An 18,791-nucleotide genomic window follows, 5' to 3' on the forward strand; every position below is an offset into this window, starting at 1 on the left:
CAAGAAAGTTTTTTGAACCTGATCTCAAAACTTATGTAAACCTAAAAACTATACTGAGTTTACATGAGTTATCTGACAATACAATATTAATTAGTCATATTATATAAAGTAATCGATTTTTAAGACCCTTATAGGTCAAACAAAGGATTTTTATTTAGTTATACAAAAAAATAATTTACGTGAATCAAAATAATTTTTAGCAATGCCAAAAAATGTCTTAAACTTAAAAAAATGCTTAAAAACAGGAAGAACAATAAAAGGCATGAAATTTAAAAAAGCAAAGGTGTGTACTTGAGGTAAAATCATGTAAAAACATGAAGTAGCTAATTTAAATTTAAAATGCCTTAAATGTATAACTTCTGGTTATACTATTAATAAATAACTTCCTCTTCATATTTAAATTAAACGGTTTAATTTTTAATTATACCTAAAAAAACATGACAGATTTTTAGTTATACCCAAAAAAACATGGAAAATTATGAATAAAAATAAGATGAATTTCAAAAAAAATATATGACAATCATGTGAAATACTTAACATATCAAAGAAATCCAAAACGAGCATTGGCCAAAATTAATCATATTTTAACCTTAAAAGAATAATAAATGTATTCTGGCAAATACTCGAAAAAAATAATTAAATTATTTTTTAATTATTTCACGAACAATAAATGCGCCTAATGCAACATCACGAACCAATCCAAGAGTAGAACGTGGACGTAAGTGAAATAAACTAGGTGATCTACCGCGTCTATGTCTGTGACCCATATAACAACCCTCCGAAATTTTAAGTTACACACCAAGTTAACTACATATAATATGTTAAAAAATCATTATATATAAATTAAACGGATAATATGGAGTTTTTTATATAACAGAGTGATAAAAATAAGTAAAAAAAGAAATAAAATTTTTATATGCCTAAAAATTTTATAAACGGACTTGTGTTAAACAATGAGTCGGACACTTAACAGCACAATTAAGGCATTGAGTACATCTCCTATTATTTAAAGTCCAAGTTTTATTATGTACACTTACGGTAATGGCATTAACTGGACAAACTGCTTGACATCTACCGCATAAGGAACATCTTTGAATTTCATTTCCAATACGCCATCTTGACTTATGTGATGATTTTAAAAATTCGGAAAATATATGCATTCCAATCTCTAATGCAGATATTGAATTACCAGCACCGTATCTACCTCTCAAATTACACCCCTCCCATAATATTTAGGTATTCCTAATTTTATTTTCCATAGTATATAAATATTTTGGAATGCCTAAACTTATATTAAACGAATAACATATATAATGCAAAATTCAAAAAATGATATAGGTGAAAAATTGAATATCAACAAAAAGTTTTTCTCAAAAATAGGCGCTAATTATTTAATATATGTTATATTAACCTTGATTTTTCAAATAATTCTGGTGAATATCATATCTCTAATACAACCTGAATATTTAAATGACATTAATATGCAAACTATATTATCATCAATAGCTTGTTATATACTTCCATTTCCAATAATTTATTGGCTAATGAATAAACTAGAGCATGTGGAAATCGAAAAAAGAAGTGTTGATGCTAAAAAATTTATCATATATATCGGAATCACATGTGTATTGATGATGATTGGAAATCAAATTGGATTAGGCATAACCGCACTATTGGGCGGTGCAATACAAAATGACATTGCAAATCCAGTTCACAACCTAGTTAATAATACAAACATATGGTTGAACTTAATATTGCTGGGAATTATGGCTCCCATTTTTGAAGAATTAATTTTTAGAAAATTATTAATTGATAGAACACTTAAATATGGTGCTAAAGTGTCGATAATATTATCTGCAGTATTATTTGCACTTATACATGGTAATTTAAATCAATTCTTTTATACATTGCTACTTGGCGGATTTTTCGCATATGTATATATTAAAACCGGAAAAGTTACATATACCATAATATTACATACTATTGTTAATATAATGGGATCAGTAGTCAGTTTAATCTTTTCAAGCTCCCTGATGAATATTCAAAATAGTTACAGTACAGTTGATTTGATAATTGTAATCGGATATACCCTATTTGTATTAATATTTTTCATCATAGGAATTTACGGACTTAAAGACTTTAAGCGAGCAAGGTTTAATGGCATCAAAACTCAAATTCCACTGAAATACCCATTTAAAACAATGTTTTTAAATTATGGGATGATTTTATTTGTTGGATATTTTATATTGCAAATAACTGCACAGGCATTAAGCTAAAAAAAATAGAAATTACAATAGATAACTTATTTATCTATTGTTTCAACAACACTATTCAATATTTGTAAAGAATTAGAAAAAGCGGGCATGCCAGAAGTCAATAGTACAATTCTTAAAACATCCACTATTTCTTCTTTGGTAATGTCCAACTCTTGAATAGCACTTTGTATTTGATTTTTAGTGGCTTTTGCATCTGAACGAGAAGCGGTAATGCCGATAGCTATTAATTTTTGAGTTTTATAATCTAAAGTTTTACCATTCCATAAAGTTTCATTTAAAGCGTTTACAAGCTCATATAAATCAGGATTATTGTCTTTTAACTGATTAATACCTTTTCCATAATATATTTCGCCTTTCATAATATACCTCCAAATATAATAATAGTTTTGTTTTAGAATTATAAATAACTATTTAGCCCCAACAGCAACGGTTCCTTCATATTTGCATCCCTGATATTTTCCATTACCTGCAAATGTAAAGTTGCCATAATAATTTTCACTTTGCCTATCCGGCAAATAATCAGCATGTTCTATTGTAAACTCACCATTTTCATCTGTTTGAGCTACAACTAATGTTCCTATCTCATAACTGGGTTTGTGAAAAGATATTGTTTGATTTGGAACGCCATAACCATATGCATCCATTAACATTCCAGAAAAAGATTCGTTTTCCACAACTTCAGTTTCATTAATTATTATGAGAGTTGCCACATCATTATTAAATTGGAACCAGAATACGCCAATGCTGATTACAAGTGCAACTAATAGAATCAATAAATAATAACTCTTCTTTTCCATTTAACCATCACCTAAAAAAGCATTACGAACTTTATCAACTGCAATTTGTTTTTTTGCAGGATAAGCAGTAATCTTAATTTTAAGATGTATTGCATCACCTTTATCCAGGACAGTTAATTTTTCATCCAGAGCGTCGGATTTATCAAATCTTAAAAACCAGTTTCCTTTTTCATCCATTTTACGCTCTAAATCCTCATTTAATTTATCCAAATCAACACTTTCAATAAGTGTGTTAAAAAAAGTTCTTGTGTATCTTTTTTTAGATACTTCGCCAGATAAAATTAATATTTTATCTTCAAGTAATCCTTCAGCTTCTTCCACTTCAATTTCAGCTTCAGGAAGTAAGTTTAAAATAGCTTGATTAATATCATCAATGCTTTCATTTTCATATACGAAAACTCTAAATTTAATATTATGAATCATTTTAATCAAAAAAGGAATGAAGAAAATTATAATTTTCTTCTTCTAGCTTGTTCAGAGCCTTTTCCTTTAGATTTGATTCCACGTCCTTTGTTACCAGCACTAGTCAAGCCTCTAAGAGCTCTGTTAGTATGCTTTTTGGAACAAATCCAATTGATTTTTTTATCGTTGACGATAGAAGGACTTTGCGGATCTACTAAAATTACTTCAAAATATTTATATTTTCCGTCAGCCCATACCCAGTAGGAGTTCAATACTTCTAAATTAGGGTATTTTTTAGCTACACGTTCTTCAGCAATTCTTTGAATAGATTTTGCTTGAGTAATTTTGTTTACACCCATTCTTTTAGGTTTACGACCATTGAAACGACGAGTTTTTCTTCTTCCACCACGTCTTACTCTAGTTCTAACTAAAACAAATCCTTTTTTAGCTCTGTAACCTAAACTTCTAGCTCTATCAAGTCTAGTAGGTCTTTCAATTCTTTGAACTGCTTTTTCTCTTCTCCATTTAGGAGCTCTCTGCCACATGAGTTCACGTACGTAAGACTCATCTGGGTTTTTCCATGCATCTCTTATATATTTGTACATAATAACACCTTTTGTTCAGCCATGAAGGCCACATCCATATGGGAACTTATCCCAAAAAAAGTATTTTGAAACTGTCATTAAAATAACAGTAGTCAAATATTTGTTTTATGTATTTATAAATATATCGTAAAATTGGTGAAAAATAAGAAAAAATTAAAAAATAAAAAATTAATTTAACCCGATACCATTACAAGCTTGCCTGTAGTTGGATCCTCATATACCTTTCCAACTTCACTGTAGCCACTATTTTCAAGACCTCCACCAGCATCAGAGTAATTTTGAGTGAAATTATCAGCTGTTGAAACATCCTGGGTTGCTTGAGATTGGGTAATCATATCCGGATTAGCGGACAATGACAGTATTGCAAAAATTAAAAACCCTAAAGCAAGAACAAGCATTGCATCTGAAAGATTACTTAATCCTCCCATCGGATCATCATCCGCAGATTCTGAAATTCTTCTTTTTTTTCTAAGCATATCATCACCATTTATTAATAGCTTCAAGAGCTGTTTCGCAAACAGTTTCAACATCTATCAATTCAGATTCGTACCATTGTTTTTTATATTTAGAAATTAAAAAAGCAACAGCACCGACAGATAATCCGGTGACAGTCGTATCAAATGCAATTATTAAAGATTGGGCAAGAGTTGCAATATTCCCGGTTCCAAGTGCTGCAAGACCCGGACCTAAAGGTATTAAAGTACCTAATAAACCTAAAATAGGACCTACACGAACTAAAATATCTGTCTTATTAGTTTTTTTAATTAATTTTGTCTCTTGAGCAGATATTAACTCTCCTGCCAATGCCTTTCTTGCATCAGGCCCAATATCATAATTATTAGCTATTCTAGTCAATATTTCTTTTTGATAATCGAATAAGTCACTATTATTTATTTCATTTTTCATTTCATCAACATTAGTTGAAAATGAAATTCTTCGGATTAAATCTTCCAAATCACCTGATTTAATTGCTTTTCTTGAAATAAATTCATTAATTAGTCCTCCGAATGCTAAGATTACAATGATTATTGAAATTATAAGCAATATCACCACCGGCGTTAGTAAACTTTCAGAGATTATGTGAATTAATGATGTTAAAGTTTCAGTTCCCTGAATTATCATGAATTTCCCCCTTTAGTATCATTTATTAAAACACCAATGACTAAAACAACAACTATTCCTATAATAACATAGATTAACTGATATGTTGGAGTCAGTATTAAAAATGACCTGAACATTGTGTAATCTAAATTTCTTGTTGAATTATAGGTCAATGCGAAAATAAACATCAAAACAGCGAACAATGACATATATTCTCCAATTATTACTGGATACTGTCGTTTAGCATGATGCAGTAATTTAGTGAGTTGATAAACAATAAAAATGATTATAAAACTGAATATAGAATATAACGCTGTGTTTAAAAAGTCCAAATTTGTTTGAGATGCAAATAAAACAGCAGATATCAAAAATATTGTAGCTATCGAATATAAAGCGGGTTTAAAATCATCTGTTTTAGAATAATGTATCATTGAAGCAGATATCACTATTGCAATTATCAGGAATATTAATCCTAAATAATCCAATATGAATGACAAGCCAGCATTTAAATAATTTGAAAGATACATTAAGGCAAAAGTAATAACCGAAAATATTAATGACATCAATATTGACTTAGAACTATTAAATTCATAGTTTCCGAGTATCAAAGCAATGTTTGCTGTGAATAACACTAAAAGAATTAATAAATATCCCCCAATCAAATCCATTCTTTTCAAACCTATATTAATTTATCTAATTAAATATTATCCAGTTGAATATATAAACATATCGTAAGAAATAATTAAAATATAAATCAATATCTTTAAATTAACTAAATTAACTAAAAAACTATTAAAAACGAAGAAAAAACAAAATAAAGTAAAAATTTTAATAAATATGATGAAAAAAATAATATTAAAGAATAAATAAATTACAACATGAATATCTATTCTTCAATTAGTTCGTAGTAGGAACCTTCAGCACAGGAAATACAATAAGGTTTACCTCTTTTAATAACGTGCCTTCCATCAGAAACCTTCTCACCACACTGGCAGCAAAATGTTGTGGTATAAGGCTTACCTGGCATATCCCCTTTGGATAGCTCAATTTTAACTTTATCCACTTTGAATAACTCTTCAGGAGGTGTTCTTCTAAAACGGGCAATCATTTCCCCTTTAGTTTCTTCATCTTTGAATTTTTTATTTGCATCAGCATCGGTAATTCTTAAGGCTTCACCAGTATCCTGATTATAGAATGTTGCTGCAAATTTACCATAATACATTTGTTTTAGACTTCTTTTACCCATAGAACATCCAGTGACTGATTGAACAGCATCAGACATGCATCTGTCGATTTCTAAAAATACTATTAAATTTTTATGCCTTTGGTTTAATTCCATTCCAAGCAATTCCAGGCCATACATTGCAAGTTTTGTTCCAATAGCTATTCCGCCGCAGATATGGCCGTGAAACTCCGCAGCTTTTTCTAATTGTTCATCATAATCTTTTTCATTCATAATATCGTCTTTATAAATTTAATTTTAAATCTGTTTTCATTGGTACACAGACTTTTCGACTGTCATCCAATTCAATGAGTTTAACATCAATTGAATATGCCTTCTTTAAGTTTTCTTCGGTTACAACACTTTCAGGACTTCCAAAATCAATAAATTGCTTATTTTTCATAATAGCTACTTTTGTCGAGCTTAAAAATGCATGATCCGGGAAGTGCGAAGACATTATAATTGACAATCCATTTTTTGCAAGATTATCAATTATTTCCAATAATCTAATCTGATTTCCAAAATCTAAGTGTGAAGTTGGCTCGTCCAATATCAACAGGTCTGGTTTTTGACACAGTACTCTTGCAAGAAATACTAATTGGCGTTCTCCACCACTTAAGTTAGTGTATTCTTTATTTTTCAAATCTTCAATTCCAAGAGTTTTCAAAGCATCAAAAGTGATTTCAACATCTTCCTCCTTAGGAGAGTCGGTTAAATTAAGATAAGGTGCCCTACCCATCAAAACAACATCAAACACTTTAAATGGAAATGAAGGAACATGAGATTGGGGAATATAACCAATATGTTTGGATATTTCTCTAAATGATAATTCTTTCATATTTTTGCCATTAATTAGGATTTCACCCGTGTCAATATCATGCAAAGCATTGAGACATTTGATTAATGTGGTTTTTCCCGTGCCATTCGGCCCTAAAATACATAATACGTCACCTTTATCAACTGAAAAACTAATGTTTGAAAAAATCTCCTCATCATCATATGAAAATGATATGTTCTTAACTTCAAAGAGTTTATTGTCTATGACCATTCTGAATACCCCTGTTTAAGTAAGTATAAAAATATTGGAACGCCTATGATAGCTGTCAGGATTCCGATTGGAATTTCAATAGCAATGACTGCGCGAGATATGTTGTCGATTAACAATAGGAAACTTGCACCTAAACTCAATGATGCTGGAAGCAATATTCTATTATCAGGCCCCACAATCATACGGGCCATATGAGGAATGATTAAACCAACCCAACCAACGATACCGCTTATTGATACTGCGGCCGAGGTCAGTAAAGTACATCCTGCGATTATTAAAAATCTAATTCTTGAAGGGTTTAATCCTAGGGATTGTGCTTCCTCATCACCCATTGCAAGTAAATTCATATGCCATCTTAAAATTAACAGTATTGCCAATCCAATGATAACTGGTATTGCAATCATGAATAGCTTATCAGCATTAATGGAAGCTATAGATCCCATTAGCCAATAAACAATTTCTGGAAGCTTATCATCAGGATCAGCGATGAATTTAATCGCGGAAATCAATGAATTGAAAAATGCCGAAATTGCAACCCCCGACAGTACAAGTACAAGTATTCCTCCCGCATTATATGTTCTAGATATGAAATATGTAGTTGCCACTGAAATTAACCCAAAAAGAAATGCGAATATCTGAGTGATTATATTAGCTCCACTAATTAAAATTCCTAAAGCTGCTCCAAATCCTGCACCATTTGATACTCCAAGCAAATCAGATGAAACAAGGGGGTTTTTGAATATTGATTGGAAAGCTGCTCCTGAAATTGCAAGGCATGCTCCAACTACAATTGCTCCAATTATTCTTGGAAGCCTTATTTCAAATACGATTGTTGTAATAGTCGGAGATACTTCTAGAGATGGAAATATTGTAGACAATAATGTACTAATCACATCGAATGGACCAATCGGATATCTTCCAATTAAAAATGAAGCAAAAAATAAAATTATTGGAAAAAAGATTAAAAGTATGATGCCCATAATCTCTTTTGATTCGCTATCCATATAAATCACTGTAAATTTGATTCCTTGAGTCCTGAATCTAAAAGAATCTGTTTTGCATTATCATCGCTTAAATCGATATGATAAAAGTTGGAGTAAAATTCTTTAGTTGCATCAACCATGTCAATATCCTTATAATCATCAGGATAGATTACTTTTGCAGCCCATGGAACTCCAATAATCATATTTGCTCCAACAGGCCTATCAAACCATTTAAATGGAGATTGTGGAGATAAGTATACTTCATGATTTTTAACTGCATCAAGTTTCCCCCAATTAGAATCATTATAAACACTTGCGTAAAACTCAGGGTCATTTGTAATGATTATATCCGGATTCCAACTAATTACTTGCTCTATCGATACTTGAACACCAGAGGTAGTGTTTCCTTGACCTAAAGAATCAACAACATTGACTCCACCGACCAAATCGATTAATTGACCATGACTAGATCCGGATGGGTTTGTTTGAAGTCCATCATCACTTTGAGCATAATAAACAGTTTTTTTATCACCCTCAGATAATTTAGATGCCCGGTCATGAACCAAATCCAAATATTTATTGTTGAAATCATTTAACTGAGAGGCTTTATCTTCAGCCCCGACAATTTCCCCCATAAATGTAATGGACTCTCCTATTTTTTCCACATCCGTAGTGTCTTTAACTGCAACAACAGGTATTTTTCCAAATTTTTCCTGACGCTCTTCAACAGTTGATGCATCACCATCGCCGCCTTCATCAATTGACTCTATAATGATATCAGGTTCTGATGCAATAAACTCCTCATAATTTCCATCCTGTGCACCATACCATCCCCCCACAACTGGGAAGTTTTGATATTGGCTTGGAACATATTTTAATTCCTCTTCTGTCCATTGGAAGTTTACGGCTTTAAGTTTATCCGGCGCAATCATATATAACACAGTAGTCATTGGAGGACTGGTTGCCACCACATTACTTACAGAATCAGATATTTCGATATTTCTTCCTAACATATCGGTAACATTTTTAGAGCCTTCAGTTTCCACAGTCGAAGGTGTTAAAAATAAGTGTGTAGCTACTCCCATTATAACTAAAACAGCAAGTAGCAATATTATAACTTTGATTTTCTTTTCCATTATTATAATCCCCAAATATAATTTTCGATAAGAATATATATTCAGTAAGTTATTTAATAACTTTTCTAAAATATTATATTAATCAGCAAAATTAACTTAAAAACTTAATATCCTATTAAAAATAGTCAATATTGGGTGATTAGACAAATAAAAAAAGAAAATATTATCATGAAATAGATTACAGCAATTTTTTCATTGCTTCTTCAAACTTGTCAGTGATGACTTCCCAATCATTAGATTTTACATACTCTCTTGCATTACCTGCAATTTCGCCATATCTCCCCTCATTTAAAATCTTTTCAACCGTTGGGAGAACTTCAAAAGCTTCTTGAATGTATTCAATGCCGTTTCCATAGCCAAATTCTTTTGATAGCCCCGGCAATTCAGATGCTATAACCACTTTCTTCATGGCCAAATACTCATAAATTTTAATCGGCACGATATCTTGCATAATTGGCTCATCAATATGTGCAGGCAAAAGACAGAAGTCCGCTGAAGCTAAAAATTCAGGTATTTTTTCAAAAGCCTGTTTTCCGGTTAAAATAAGTTGATCCCCAAATCCATATTCGTCACGGATTTCTAACAGTTCATCAAATGCATCTCCATCTCCAACAACTAAAATCTTATAATTTGGATATTTGTCTTTATTTTCACCTAATGCTCTTGCAAGCTCTTTCATACCTGCAAACTCATAAATCCAGCCCATAAAGAACAATACGATATCATCTTGAGCAATTCCATATTCCTTTCTTATTGCTGAATCATCTAAATTAGGATCATAACTATTCAAATCAATTCCAGCATCAATCAATATTGTAGAATCATGTTTTGCACCCACCGAATAAGCAAATTCGGATAGTTTTTTATTGATTGTAATAACCAAATCGGCATTTCTTATGGTTTTTTCAGTGAACCGTTGTCCAAGTTTTTGAAATGATTTTTCTGGAATTAAAGCATAAATAACATCAATAAAGTAATATACAAATGGGATATTGTGTTTTTTAGCAATTCTTGAAGCGTTATAGGAGTTTAGGATTCCTAATGCTAAAATCACATCTGGTCTGAATTCTTCAACTTGTTTTTCAATTTCTTTTTTATGAGTAAAAAACAATGTTGCGTAGTTTAAACCTTTTATTTTAATAAAACCCGGCCTTATAACTTGAATATTTGTATCTTCTTTAATTTTTGAAACATTTTCATGGACTTCCTTGTGATAAATCAAACCGCCCACATCATCATTTGGCCAGTCTATAGGATAGTCAATGACTTTTATTTGATGACCTCTTTCTGCCATTCTCTCCATCAAATGATGTTGCTGGTGAGGATTTCTCTCTAACCAATCAGACTCTTGAACAATCAAAATTTTCATGAGGTAATATTTATTATTGAATAAATATATAACTTTCTTTATGAAAATGCCTGAAACTTTAGATTCAAAATTGCTAGCCCCATGTGGAATTAACTGCATTAGTTGTGAAAGATTCCAAAACCCTTGTGGAGGATGCTTGATAAATAATGATGGTAAAAGCAAAGCTAGTTTAAAATGCAAAATTAGGGCTTGTTTTGATAAAAAGAATTTCAGCTATTGCGGGCGTTGCAGTGAGTTTCCATGCCCTCAGATTAAAAAACATTCTAAAAAATATATTAAAAAACAAAATTTGGATACTTTAAACTCCGCCAAACGTATCAAAACTATGGGTATTGGCCGTATGATGAATGAGGATCGTGAAAAATGGTTATGTCCCAAGTGTGAAGGAGTTGTGAAATTCCAAAATAAAACCTGTTCCGAGTGCGGATTTGAGATTGATTAAATTGAATATCTGATTAATTATTTTAATAGTTCGATTAATATCAACTGATTTAATGATAGTTAATGGCAATGAAATGATACTTGTTTTAAAAAATAGCTTTAAGAAATATTTTATATCCATGAAATAATAAAAAGGGCAAATATGTTAAAAACATGTTCACCCATCATTTATGAACTCATAGGAATAGGTTACTTTAAATACTCTTGATGTAGAATAAAATAAAGACCCAATGGAAATATCAATAGTGTTATTTCCAGCAATATAGTTCTGTGAGTCTAAAGCAAATGTGCCTACTCCATTAACTACATTGAAAATAACTTCAACAGCACTCTCATTTTCTTTATTTAATGTTGCATACATATCAAACTCTGGAAGATTTGATGCCAATTCTCCATTTTTATAAAAGACAATGCTGTAACTATCATGAGAGTTACGGGTCATGTTAAAAATGATGTTTGTAGTATTAATTCTCGGACACATTGTTCCATAACCAATCACGCCAGCATCATAATCCCAAGTAACCAAATTATTTGTACCATACCAGTTTGCTTCAAGTTGTAATTTATCCCCATCATTATATAAACCATTTCCATAGATTCCTTCAGGATTTGCACTTAACTCACCTAAAATCATCATGCTTGGACCACGTGCATTTCTATAAATTGCATTATCAGTTACATGAGGTTCAACTGCATTTAGAGCTAAATCATAACCTGCATTAAATCTAATGCCCTCTAACACATTATCAGTTATGGTGTTTTGAGTAATCACAATACCTGTTGTGTGATTAGCATCAAGAGAAATGCCAAGATGATTTGAATAAATATGATTATGATTAACAGTTACATTTACAGCAGAATTATTGAAAAATATTCCATAGCCGCTTGGACCTTCAGGAACTGTCATAATATACAATCCAATTTGATCGGTGATTTCATTGTAGAGAATCTCGGTATTTGCAACACCATAACCATATTTAATACCGTAATTATTTTCTTTGAGAGTATTATTATTGACCAATAAATTTGAAGAGTATTCAGCAAAGATTCCACTTTCAAACAAATTAATAGTGTTGTTGCTTATAGCTACATTACGCGAATTGGAAATTTCAACACCGCACCCAGGCATATTAACTGTTGCATTAAGATAACTTCTCATTTTTGATTCGTCCAACATATTTGAAATATTGTTCCCATAAATATGCACATTATCTCCATTATTAACAGATATTGCACTATCAGAGTTTCCCCGAATTATAAATCCGCTAATATTAATATTATTTCCCGAGATTGCAAATACAGGAGTATTTGTTTTTGCAGTTAATGTAGTATTTTGAGATGAATAAACATTTAATGCATTATTAATAGTTAAAGCAATGGATGAATAATTATCTCCTAAAAATTCAACATCAGATCCATTTGAAGCACCATCCAAAATACTTTGAATTTCGGAATTTGGAAGATTGTTATCAACAAATACTGTGTTTAATTTACCAGAAACCTTAATTTTATTAGTTTTAGAAATTGATTTATATTTGTAAGTACCTCCAAAAGTGGTTACAATATCAAATGAACCTTCTTCCAAACTATCAAGACCAATATTGGCTACACCCTTTGAATCTGTAGTTTTATTGTAACTTCGGTTATTAATCTTAAACATGACAGATTGACTTGGAATTGCATTACCTGATTTGTCCTTTAATGTTATTCGATAATCTTTTTGACTATTTTTAGAGTAAGTTTTATCATAACTTGTAATTCGACTTGCTACTTTTGAAACAGTGACTTTTCCAGTAGCTTTTGAAGCTTTGTAAATTTTATTTCCTTTATACACGACATTTACGGCATATGTATTTTCACCATCAAAATTAAGACCTACACTAGCTTGGCCTTTTGAATCAGTGGTTTTAACATAAGTGTTACCATTGACTTTGATTGTTAATCTTTGTTTGGCGAATGCTTTATTATTTGCTTTTAAAGTAACAGAATATGTTTTAAATTCATTAGGAACCATAGAAATACTGGGAGCAGTGATTGAAGTAGCTGTTTTATCCACTTTAACTTTACCATTAGAAACAGCCTTTTTATATATTTTACTTCCTTTATAAACTGCTTTTACTTTATAAGTTTTTAATTTACTAAATTTGACTTTTATTTTAATCTCGCCTTTAGAATTAGTCCTTTTAGTGAATTTTTTGCCATTGATTTTAATAATAACTTTTTGTTTAGCTATTCCTTTTGAATTTCCATCTTTCAATGCAATTTTATAATATTTAGCGATTTTTGGAGGAATAGTTATCTTTGGAGTTATCAACTTGGCGGTTTTTGAAGAATATTTAACTTTGATTTTATTTGTTTTTGAGATTGAAGCGTATTTGTTGGATCCTTTGTAAGTGATTTTAATTTTATAATTTTTATTGTTTTTATTAAATCTGAGTTTGACTTTTGCAACACCCTTATTATTAGTGGTTTTGGTGTAAGTTTTGCCATTGACTTTGAATGTAACTTTTTGATTAGTTAATACTCCACCGAATGCATTTTTTAGAGTAATTGAGAAATATTCAGCCTTTTCAGGAATCATATTCAAATTATAAGAAATCATTTCAGTAGCTGTTTTTTTAACGACAACACTGGCAGATGAAGTATTGCCATTATATTCCACATCATCCCCTTCGTATTTTACTTTCAGAGTATAATTTCCCACTTTTGACTCAGAGATTTTTATTTTAGCTTGACCATTACTGTCAGTTGCAACATTACATGTTTTCGAGTTAATTGTAAATGTCAATACTTCTCCAGCAACAGCCGCTCCATATTGATCAACTAATGTAGCTATTATTTGTTGATTTGAATTTGGATAGGTGTTTAAATTATAAACTTTAATTGAAGTGTTTAATGGAATTCCCGGAATTTCAGAATCCTTAACATTGAATGTTTTTGATACTTTAGCATCGAGTGTTGTGCCAGGTGTTGGGAAAACAGCCGTTATAACATTACCGCTTTGTGTGAATTCATCCATATAAAATCTGACAGTTGCAGTTCCATTAACCAGCATTACAGTTTTATAAATCTCCCCCTCTTGAGGAGAAACGCTATTTCCAACCTTATTAAGATAAAATGTTACTGGAACAGAGCTCAAGTCAGTTGCAATATTGCCTTTTGCATCTACAATTGAAATTGAATAAATTCCTTTTTTAATTTGTTTAATATTGCTTAATAGGAGTTCATAGTTTCCACTTTTTGACCATATTTTAGCTGGAGAGTAATAAATATTCGGGCAACTTACAAATTCATTTATTTCAAATACATAACCTAAATACATTATTCCCTGATGACCGTAATATTGGCCATTGCCATCTCCAACATATACATAAACGTCTTTACTTTCATCGTAATTATAATTCCCTATATTAGGATTATATTCATAAATCTGAGTCCAAACCGGCCTATCAATATCTGCAGTACCTCCTCCACCATAGTTAATCATATAATTGTTTGTAATTACTTCTAAACTTTCTACATTCTTAAGAGATACATCATTTATATTCAAAACATGGAAATCATTGAAAACTTCCCATAAATGATTCTGATTAAAGAAATTTCCTTTAATTTCGATTTTTGTAATGTTATAATCAACATAAACTCCATTATTTGTATTGAAAGCGATGTAATTACTTAAAATATATGCATAGTTAGAACAAGTCAAATTAATTCCATTAAGATTACTTGTAATATTATTATAATTTACAGTTAAATGTTTACCATTTCCTGAAAATGCAATTCCCGAAACTGTATTGCCGGAAATATCGTTATAGGCAACCGATGTTGATATGGAATTGATTATTTTAACTCCAATTTTTGAATTTTTAATGCTGGAATTTTTTACATTGAATCCCTGACAATCAACAATTCTAATTCCATTGTTAGCATTAAAAAGAGTCACATTTTCAACTAAAGAATTTTTTGCATTTTCAAACCTTATAGCATCTGAAGAACCCCTGTGGACAATTGTACAATTTCTTATTATAACATCAGATGCTCCATTTACAAAAACGCCATAATCATCTGCATTTGAAACATCATTATTGATTGAAAAACCCTCTATAACTGTTCCACTAGCACTTGGAGATATGTAAAATATCCCATGATGTCCTGAACCTTGAGTATTGCTTGGACAAACCTTCATAGTAGTTCCAACATTGCTTAGAATTGTTAACTTTTTATCAATTACAAAATGGCAATGAACATAACTTTTTCCATTGACAATAATTGTATCTCCAGCACCAGCCTTATTTATTGCAAGTTGAATTGTTGAATCCGTCATCTCATTGTGATTTTCTTCAACTTCATCAACAACCCATGTTTTAGAAGAAGACAATGTAAAATTATTTTCACTAACACTGCCCAACACATCATCATTATTTTTTAAGTCTTCATTTAATATGTCATCATCCTGATTCACCTCTAAATTAATATTAGATGAATCAGTAGTTAAATTATTATCCATATTCCCATCAACTGCCATGACAGACCCCATGAATAAAAATATAATTAATAAAAATGACAACACAACTAACCTTTTATTAAAATTCATTTTATACCTCAACTTATTTTTTCAAACATTGAAATTATCAATATATACATATATAACTATCGATATATATTAAATATTTCTATTTGATTAAAAAAACAAGGAAAAATAAGAAGATTAAAAAAATGAAATGAAAATAAGTACATAAAGATAAATAATATTCACACAATTATTTAAATTTAAGTTGGTTTTAACCTTTGATTAACAGCCATTTTATATTTACCGACTTTTAAGTTTTAAAAACAAACAGCTGCAATGCCTTATTTATGGGTTTAACAAAAAAAATAAGTGAAGCATTTGAAAATGCTTCCACTTAAACAAGTTTATCGTATATTTTTTTACCTAAAGCTGCAGCTAAAGCCAAACCTATTATACCAATTGGCCTAAGTGAATCAACGTGATTATCCACAGCATCTCCAAAAATCAATATTAATATTATTGACATTGCAAGAAGCAACAGAAAGACAATAATTATACTTATAGTTACTAACCAAACTTTTATTATAGATGTCGGATAAATTATAAAATATGTCTGGAAAATCTAAAATTAATGTTTTTAACAAAATGACAAAAATCGCTTTGGATGAAGAAATCAGCAATTGTGTGGCTTACCATAGGTATTATCAAAGGCTAATTGCAGTCAAAATAGTTAGTGAAGGAAATACCATAACTAATACCGCAAATATATTGGAAAATCCTACCAAACAGTTCACAGATGGATTAAAACATGTGAATCTGATAGGATTAGAAAGTTTAAAACCATCTTTTAGTGGTGGAAGACCATCAAAATTAACTTATGATCAACTAATTGAATTAGATAAACTCATTGAAAAAACACCCAATATGTCAATGAAAGACGTACATAAACTTGTTAATGAAAAATTCAATGTAAATTATAGTTTAAAGCAAATAGGAAAAATTATAAAGAAATTAGGATACAATTATAGCAAAGCATATCCTAAATTTTCAAAATCCCCTGGATGCTGAAGAACAGTTAAAAAAAAAACTTAGAAGAATATAACGTAACAACAAACGATATTATAGTCTTATTTGATGAAGCATCATTCCAAAATGAATCCTATACTCAAAAATCACTATATAAACAAGGAACAAAACACACACAAACTGTAAATCCATACAAATTCAAAATCAACACCACAGGGCCACTAACAATAAATAGAAATTCAACCATCACAATCACAAATTCATCAACAGCACCAGAAATTGCAATAACACTTTTAAAATTAAGAATAGCAAATACAAACAACAAAAATACAGTAAAAATATTAAACAAAATAATATCCAATGTTAATCTAACTGATAAAGACATAAACAAATTATTAATGGAAAATAACGAAAATAATGAAATTTTTACAGCAAAAATTTTAAAAACATTAGAAAAAATATAAAGACAATACAACATCCACAATCACTAGAATCATTGGAAAACACAGCAATAGAGAATCCCTCAATAATGTGAAAAAAAGAAGAGAAATAAGAAGAAAAATAACATTAAACCTATTACAAAAAGAAGACATAATAACAAAAATACAAACCGAACAAAGAATATGTTTAATTCTAGATAATTACAATGTCCACAAATCCGTATTTATCAAAAAAAATAGCATTATATCTTAATATTGAACTAATATACCTTCCACCATACTCTCCTCACCTAAATCCAATCGAACAAATATGGAGACAAATTAAAAAAGAAATAAAACATTATTACCTTAAATCAAAAGAATTTCTACAAGAATTAACTATAAAAACATATAATGAATCGATTTCTGGAACAAAAGTTTATGACAAATGGCTCGAAACATTTATACCAAAAGTTTAGTAATTAACTATAAATCAAGATATTGTTCTTTTGAAATATTATAACCCAAAATCACCAAATTATCCGGCAAATTATGATAATTTTCAATATGTTTTTTAATCTCACAAGCAGATGTTTCAATGTCATCTAAACCAAAAGAAATAGCTTTAGAAGAATTTCCCATTATTTTAACATCACAGGATTTACTAGAAGCAGCATAACAATTATCATCATTAAACTTAATAGTTGGATTATATTTTCCTGGATCCATATTAATTCTAATTGATGTTTTACCTGCATTATCTGTAGTTCCACTACCATAACTAACACTACCCACCATTAATGAAACAGTTTTACCATTAAGAGGCGTGTTTTTATTATCATATAAATAAACAATAAAACTACTCCCATCACCATAAACCATGTTCACATTATTAACTACCAATTTTATACTTCTTTTTGTAACTTTTACTGTTACTGTTTTACTAGATTTTGCATAACCTGATGCACCTGCAAAAACAATAGAAGTAGAATAACTTTTAGAATCAAGTTTCAACGGCAAATACACATATCCTTTGGAATTTGTAGTTTTACTATATGACTTACCATTTATTGTTATCTTAAGCGTTTTACCAGAAACCGCTTTATTAGCACTTGTTAATAAACAAACAGTTAATGAATCACCATAAACAACAGAAGTACTACTAACAACAATTTTAGTTGAAGTTGTAGAAGCACTCAAAATTTTATTATCATTGATTGACAAAGACAAACTACCATTATCTTCATGATTTAATAATAATTTATCATTAAATTTCTGATAATGGAAATTATCCGAAACATTACATTCATCATTAATTTCTATATTATCATTTTGATAACTATTATCCATCTTCATATTATCCGATGAATTAGCAGATAAATTATTATCCACATTGCCAGCAGCAGAAACTGAACCAATAATAATCAAAAGACAAAAAAAATATTAGAATTAAAAA

At 30.1% G+C, this 18,791-nt stretch carries 21 protein-coding genes; 4 read left to right on the forward strand and 17 right to left on the reverse strand.

Features of this window, described 5'->3' with window-relative positions; translation table 11 throughout:
* Positions 1-641 precede the first annotated feature (641 nt).
* Positions 642-767, reverse strand: coding sequence for a hypothetical protein (locus tag Q9969_RS09095; RefSeq protein WP_305512285.1), 126 nt, complete (start codon positions 765-767; stop codon positions 642-644).
* Between the two features lie 162 nt (positions 768-929).
* Positions 930-1,211: a 4Fe-4S binding protein gene (locus tag Q9969_RS09100; RefSeq protein WP_305512287.1), complete on the reverse strand. Its 282-nt coding sequence runs from the start codon at positions 1,209-1,211 to the stop codon at positions 930-932.
* A 135-nt stretch (positions 1,212-1,346) separates the two neighbouring features.
* Between Q9969_RS09100 and Q9969_RS09105 the strand changes: the two genes are divergently transcribed.
* Complete coding sequence (locus Q9969_RS09105) at positions 1,347-2,276, forward strand: type II CAAX endopeptidase family protein (RefSeq protein WP_305556999.1); 930 nt, start codon at positions 1,347-1,349, stop codon at positions 2,274-2,276.
* A gap of 26 nt (positions 2,277-2,302) precedes the next feature.
* Here Q9969_RS09105 and Q9969_RS09110 read toward each other — a convergent pair whose 3' ends face one another.
* The 12 genes from Q9969_RS09110 to Q9969_RS09165 all read right to left on the reverse strand — a co-directional run bounded on the left by Q9969_RS09110 (position 2,303) and on the right by Q9969_RS09165 (position 10,939).
* Positions 2,303-2,635 carry a carboxymuconolactone decarboxylase family protein gene (locus tag Q9969_RS09110; protein WP_305512291.1) on the reverse strand — a complete coding sequence of 111 codons (333 nt, stop codon included), beginning with the start codon at positions 2,633-2,635 and terminating at the stop codon, positions 2,303-2,305.
* A 48-nt stretch (positions 2,636-2,683) separates the two neighbouring features.
* On the reverse strand, positions 2,684-3,073 hold the full coding sequence (locus Q9969_RS09115; protein ID WP_305512292.1) for a hypothetical protein: 390 nt from the start codon (positions 3,071-3,073) through the stop codon (positions 2,684-2,686).
* Complete coding sequence (locus Q9969_RS09120; RefSeq protein WP_305557002.1) at positions 3,074-3,496, reverse strand: RNA-binding protein; 423 nt, start codon at positions 3,494-3,496, stop codon at positions 3,074-3,076.
* A 26-nt stretch (positions 3,497-3,522) separates the two neighbouring features.
* Positions 3,523-4,080: a 50S ribosomal protein L15e gene (locus tag Q9969_RS09125; protein ID WP_305512297.1), complete on the reverse strand. Its 558-nt coding sequence runs from the start codon at positions 4,078-4,080 to the stop codon at positions 3,523-3,525.
* A gap of 173 nt (positions 4,081-4,253) precedes the next feature.
* A complete protein-coding gene (locus tag Q9969_RS09130; protein WP_305512299.1) occupies positions 4,254-4,556 on the reverse strand; it encodes a DUF2149 domain-containing protein in 303 nt (100 codons plus the stop codon).
* A gap of 4 nt (positions 4,557-4,560) precedes the next feature.
* A complete protein-coding gene (locus Q9969_RS09135) occupies positions 4,561-5,202 on the reverse strand; it encodes a MotA/TolQ/ExbB proton channel family protein (RefSeq protein ID WP_305512301.1) in 642 nt (213 codons plus the stop codon).
* Entirely contained in the window at positions 5,199-5,849 is a 651-nt protein-coding gene (locus Q9969_RS09140) for a hypothetical protein (protein WP_305512303.1), read from the reverse strand. Before Q9969_RS09140 ends, Q9969_RS09135 begins: the two co-directional genes overlap by 4 nt.
* Positions 5,850-6,067: 218 nt before the next feature.
* A complete protein-coding gene (locus Q9969_RS09145) occupies positions 6,068-6,640 on the reverse strand; it encodes an FmdE family protein (protein ID WP_305557317.1) in 573 nt (190 codons plus the stop codon).
* A 7-nt stretch (positions 6,641-6,647) separates the two neighbouring features.
* Positions 6,648-7,451 (reverse strand): ABC transporter ATP-binding protein, encoded by an 804-nt coding sequence (locus tag Q9969_RS09150; RefSeq protein WP_305557027.1) that lies wholly within the window; start codon positions 7,449-7,451, stop codon positions 6,648-6,650.
* Positions 7,442-8,455 carry an iron ABC transporter permease gene (locus Q9969_RS09155; protein ID WP_305557047.1) on the reverse strand — a complete coding sequence of 338 codons (1,014 nt, stop codon included), beginning with the start codon at positions 8,453-8,455 and terminating at the stop codon, positions 7,442-7,444. The genes Q9969_RS09150 and Q9969_RS09155 overlap by 10 nt, the downstream gene beginning before the upstream one ends.
* A 5-nt stretch (positions 8,456-8,460) precedes the next feature.
* Positions 8,461-9,570 carry an ABC transporter substrate-binding protein gene (locus Q9969_RS09160; RefSeq protein ID WP_305557050.1) on the reverse strand — a complete coding sequence of 370 codons (1,110 nt, stop codon included), beginning with the start codon at positions 9,568-9,570 and terminating at the stop codon, positions 8,461-8,463.
* A gap of 178 nt (positions 9,571-9,748) precedes the next feature.
* Positions 9,749-10,939, reverse strand: coding sequence for a glycosyltransferase (locus Q9969_RS09165; RefSeq protein WP_305557052.1), 1,191 nt, complete (start codon positions 10,937-10,939; stop codon positions 9,749-9,751).
* Positions 10,940-10,979: 40 nt separating this feature from the next.
* Between Q9969_RS09165 and Q9969_RS09170 the strand changes: the two genes are divergently transcribed.
* Complete coding sequence (locus tag Q9969_RS09170; protein ID WP_305557054.1) at positions 10,980-11,381, forward strand: DUF3795 domain-containing protein; 402 nt, start codon at positions 10,980-10,982, stop codon at positions 11,379-11,381.
* A 156-nt stretch (positions 11,382-11,537) separates the two neighbouring features.
* On the opposite strand, the gene Q9969_RS09175 is transcribed toward Q9969_RS09170, so the two are convergent.
* Positions 11,538-15,974, reverse strand: a complete 4,437-nt coding sequence (locus Q9969_RS09175) for an Ig-like domain repeat protein (RefSeq protein WP_305557056.1) — start codon at positions 15,972-15,974, stop codon at positions 11,538-11,540.
* Between the two features lie 525 nt (positions 15,975-16,499).
* Between Q9969_RS09175 and Q9969_RS09180 the strand changes: the two genes are divergently transcribed.
* Positions 16,500-16,958 carry a winged helix-turn-helix domain-containing protein gene (locus Q9969_RS09180; RefSeq protein ID WP_305557058.1) on the forward strand — a complete coding sequence of 153 codons (459 nt, stop codon included), beginning with the start codon at positions 16,500-16,502 and terminating at the stop codon, positions 16,956-16,958.
* A gap of 97 nt (positions 16,959-17,055) precedes the next feature.
* Here the strand turns inward: Q9969_RS09180 and Q9969_RS09185 are convergent, their stop codons facing one another.
* Positions 17,056-17,241, reverse strand: coding sequence for a hypothetical protein (locus tag Q9969_RS09185; protein ID WP_305557060.1), 186 nt, complete (start codon positions 17,239-17,241; stop codon positions 17,056-17,058).
* 321 nt (positions 17,242-17,562) lie between these two features.
* Here Q9969_RS09185 and Q9969_RS09190 point away from each other — a divergent pair, with 321 nt between their 5' ends.
* A complete protein-coding gene (locus Q9969_RS09190; RefSeq protein ID WP_305557062.1) occupies positions 17,563-17,814 on the forward strand; it encodes a transposase in 252 nt (83 codons plus the stop codon).
* A gap of 7 nt (positions 17,815-17,821) precedes the next feature.
* On the opposite strand, the gene Q9969_RS09195 is transcribed toward Q9969_RS09190, so the two are convergent.
* Positions 17,822-18,727: a hypothetical protein gene (locus tag Q9969_RS09195; RefSeq protein WP_305557065.1), complete on the reverse strand. Its 906-nt coding sequence runs from the start codon at positions 18,725-18,727 to the stop codon at positions 17,822-17,824.
* Between the last annotated feature and the right edge of the window lie 64 nt (positions 18,728-18,791).

The organism is Methanobrevibacter sp. V74 (assembly GCF_963082495.1).
Lineage (GTDB): Archaea > Methanobacteriota > Methanobacteria > Methanobacteriales > Methanobacteriaceae > Methanocatella.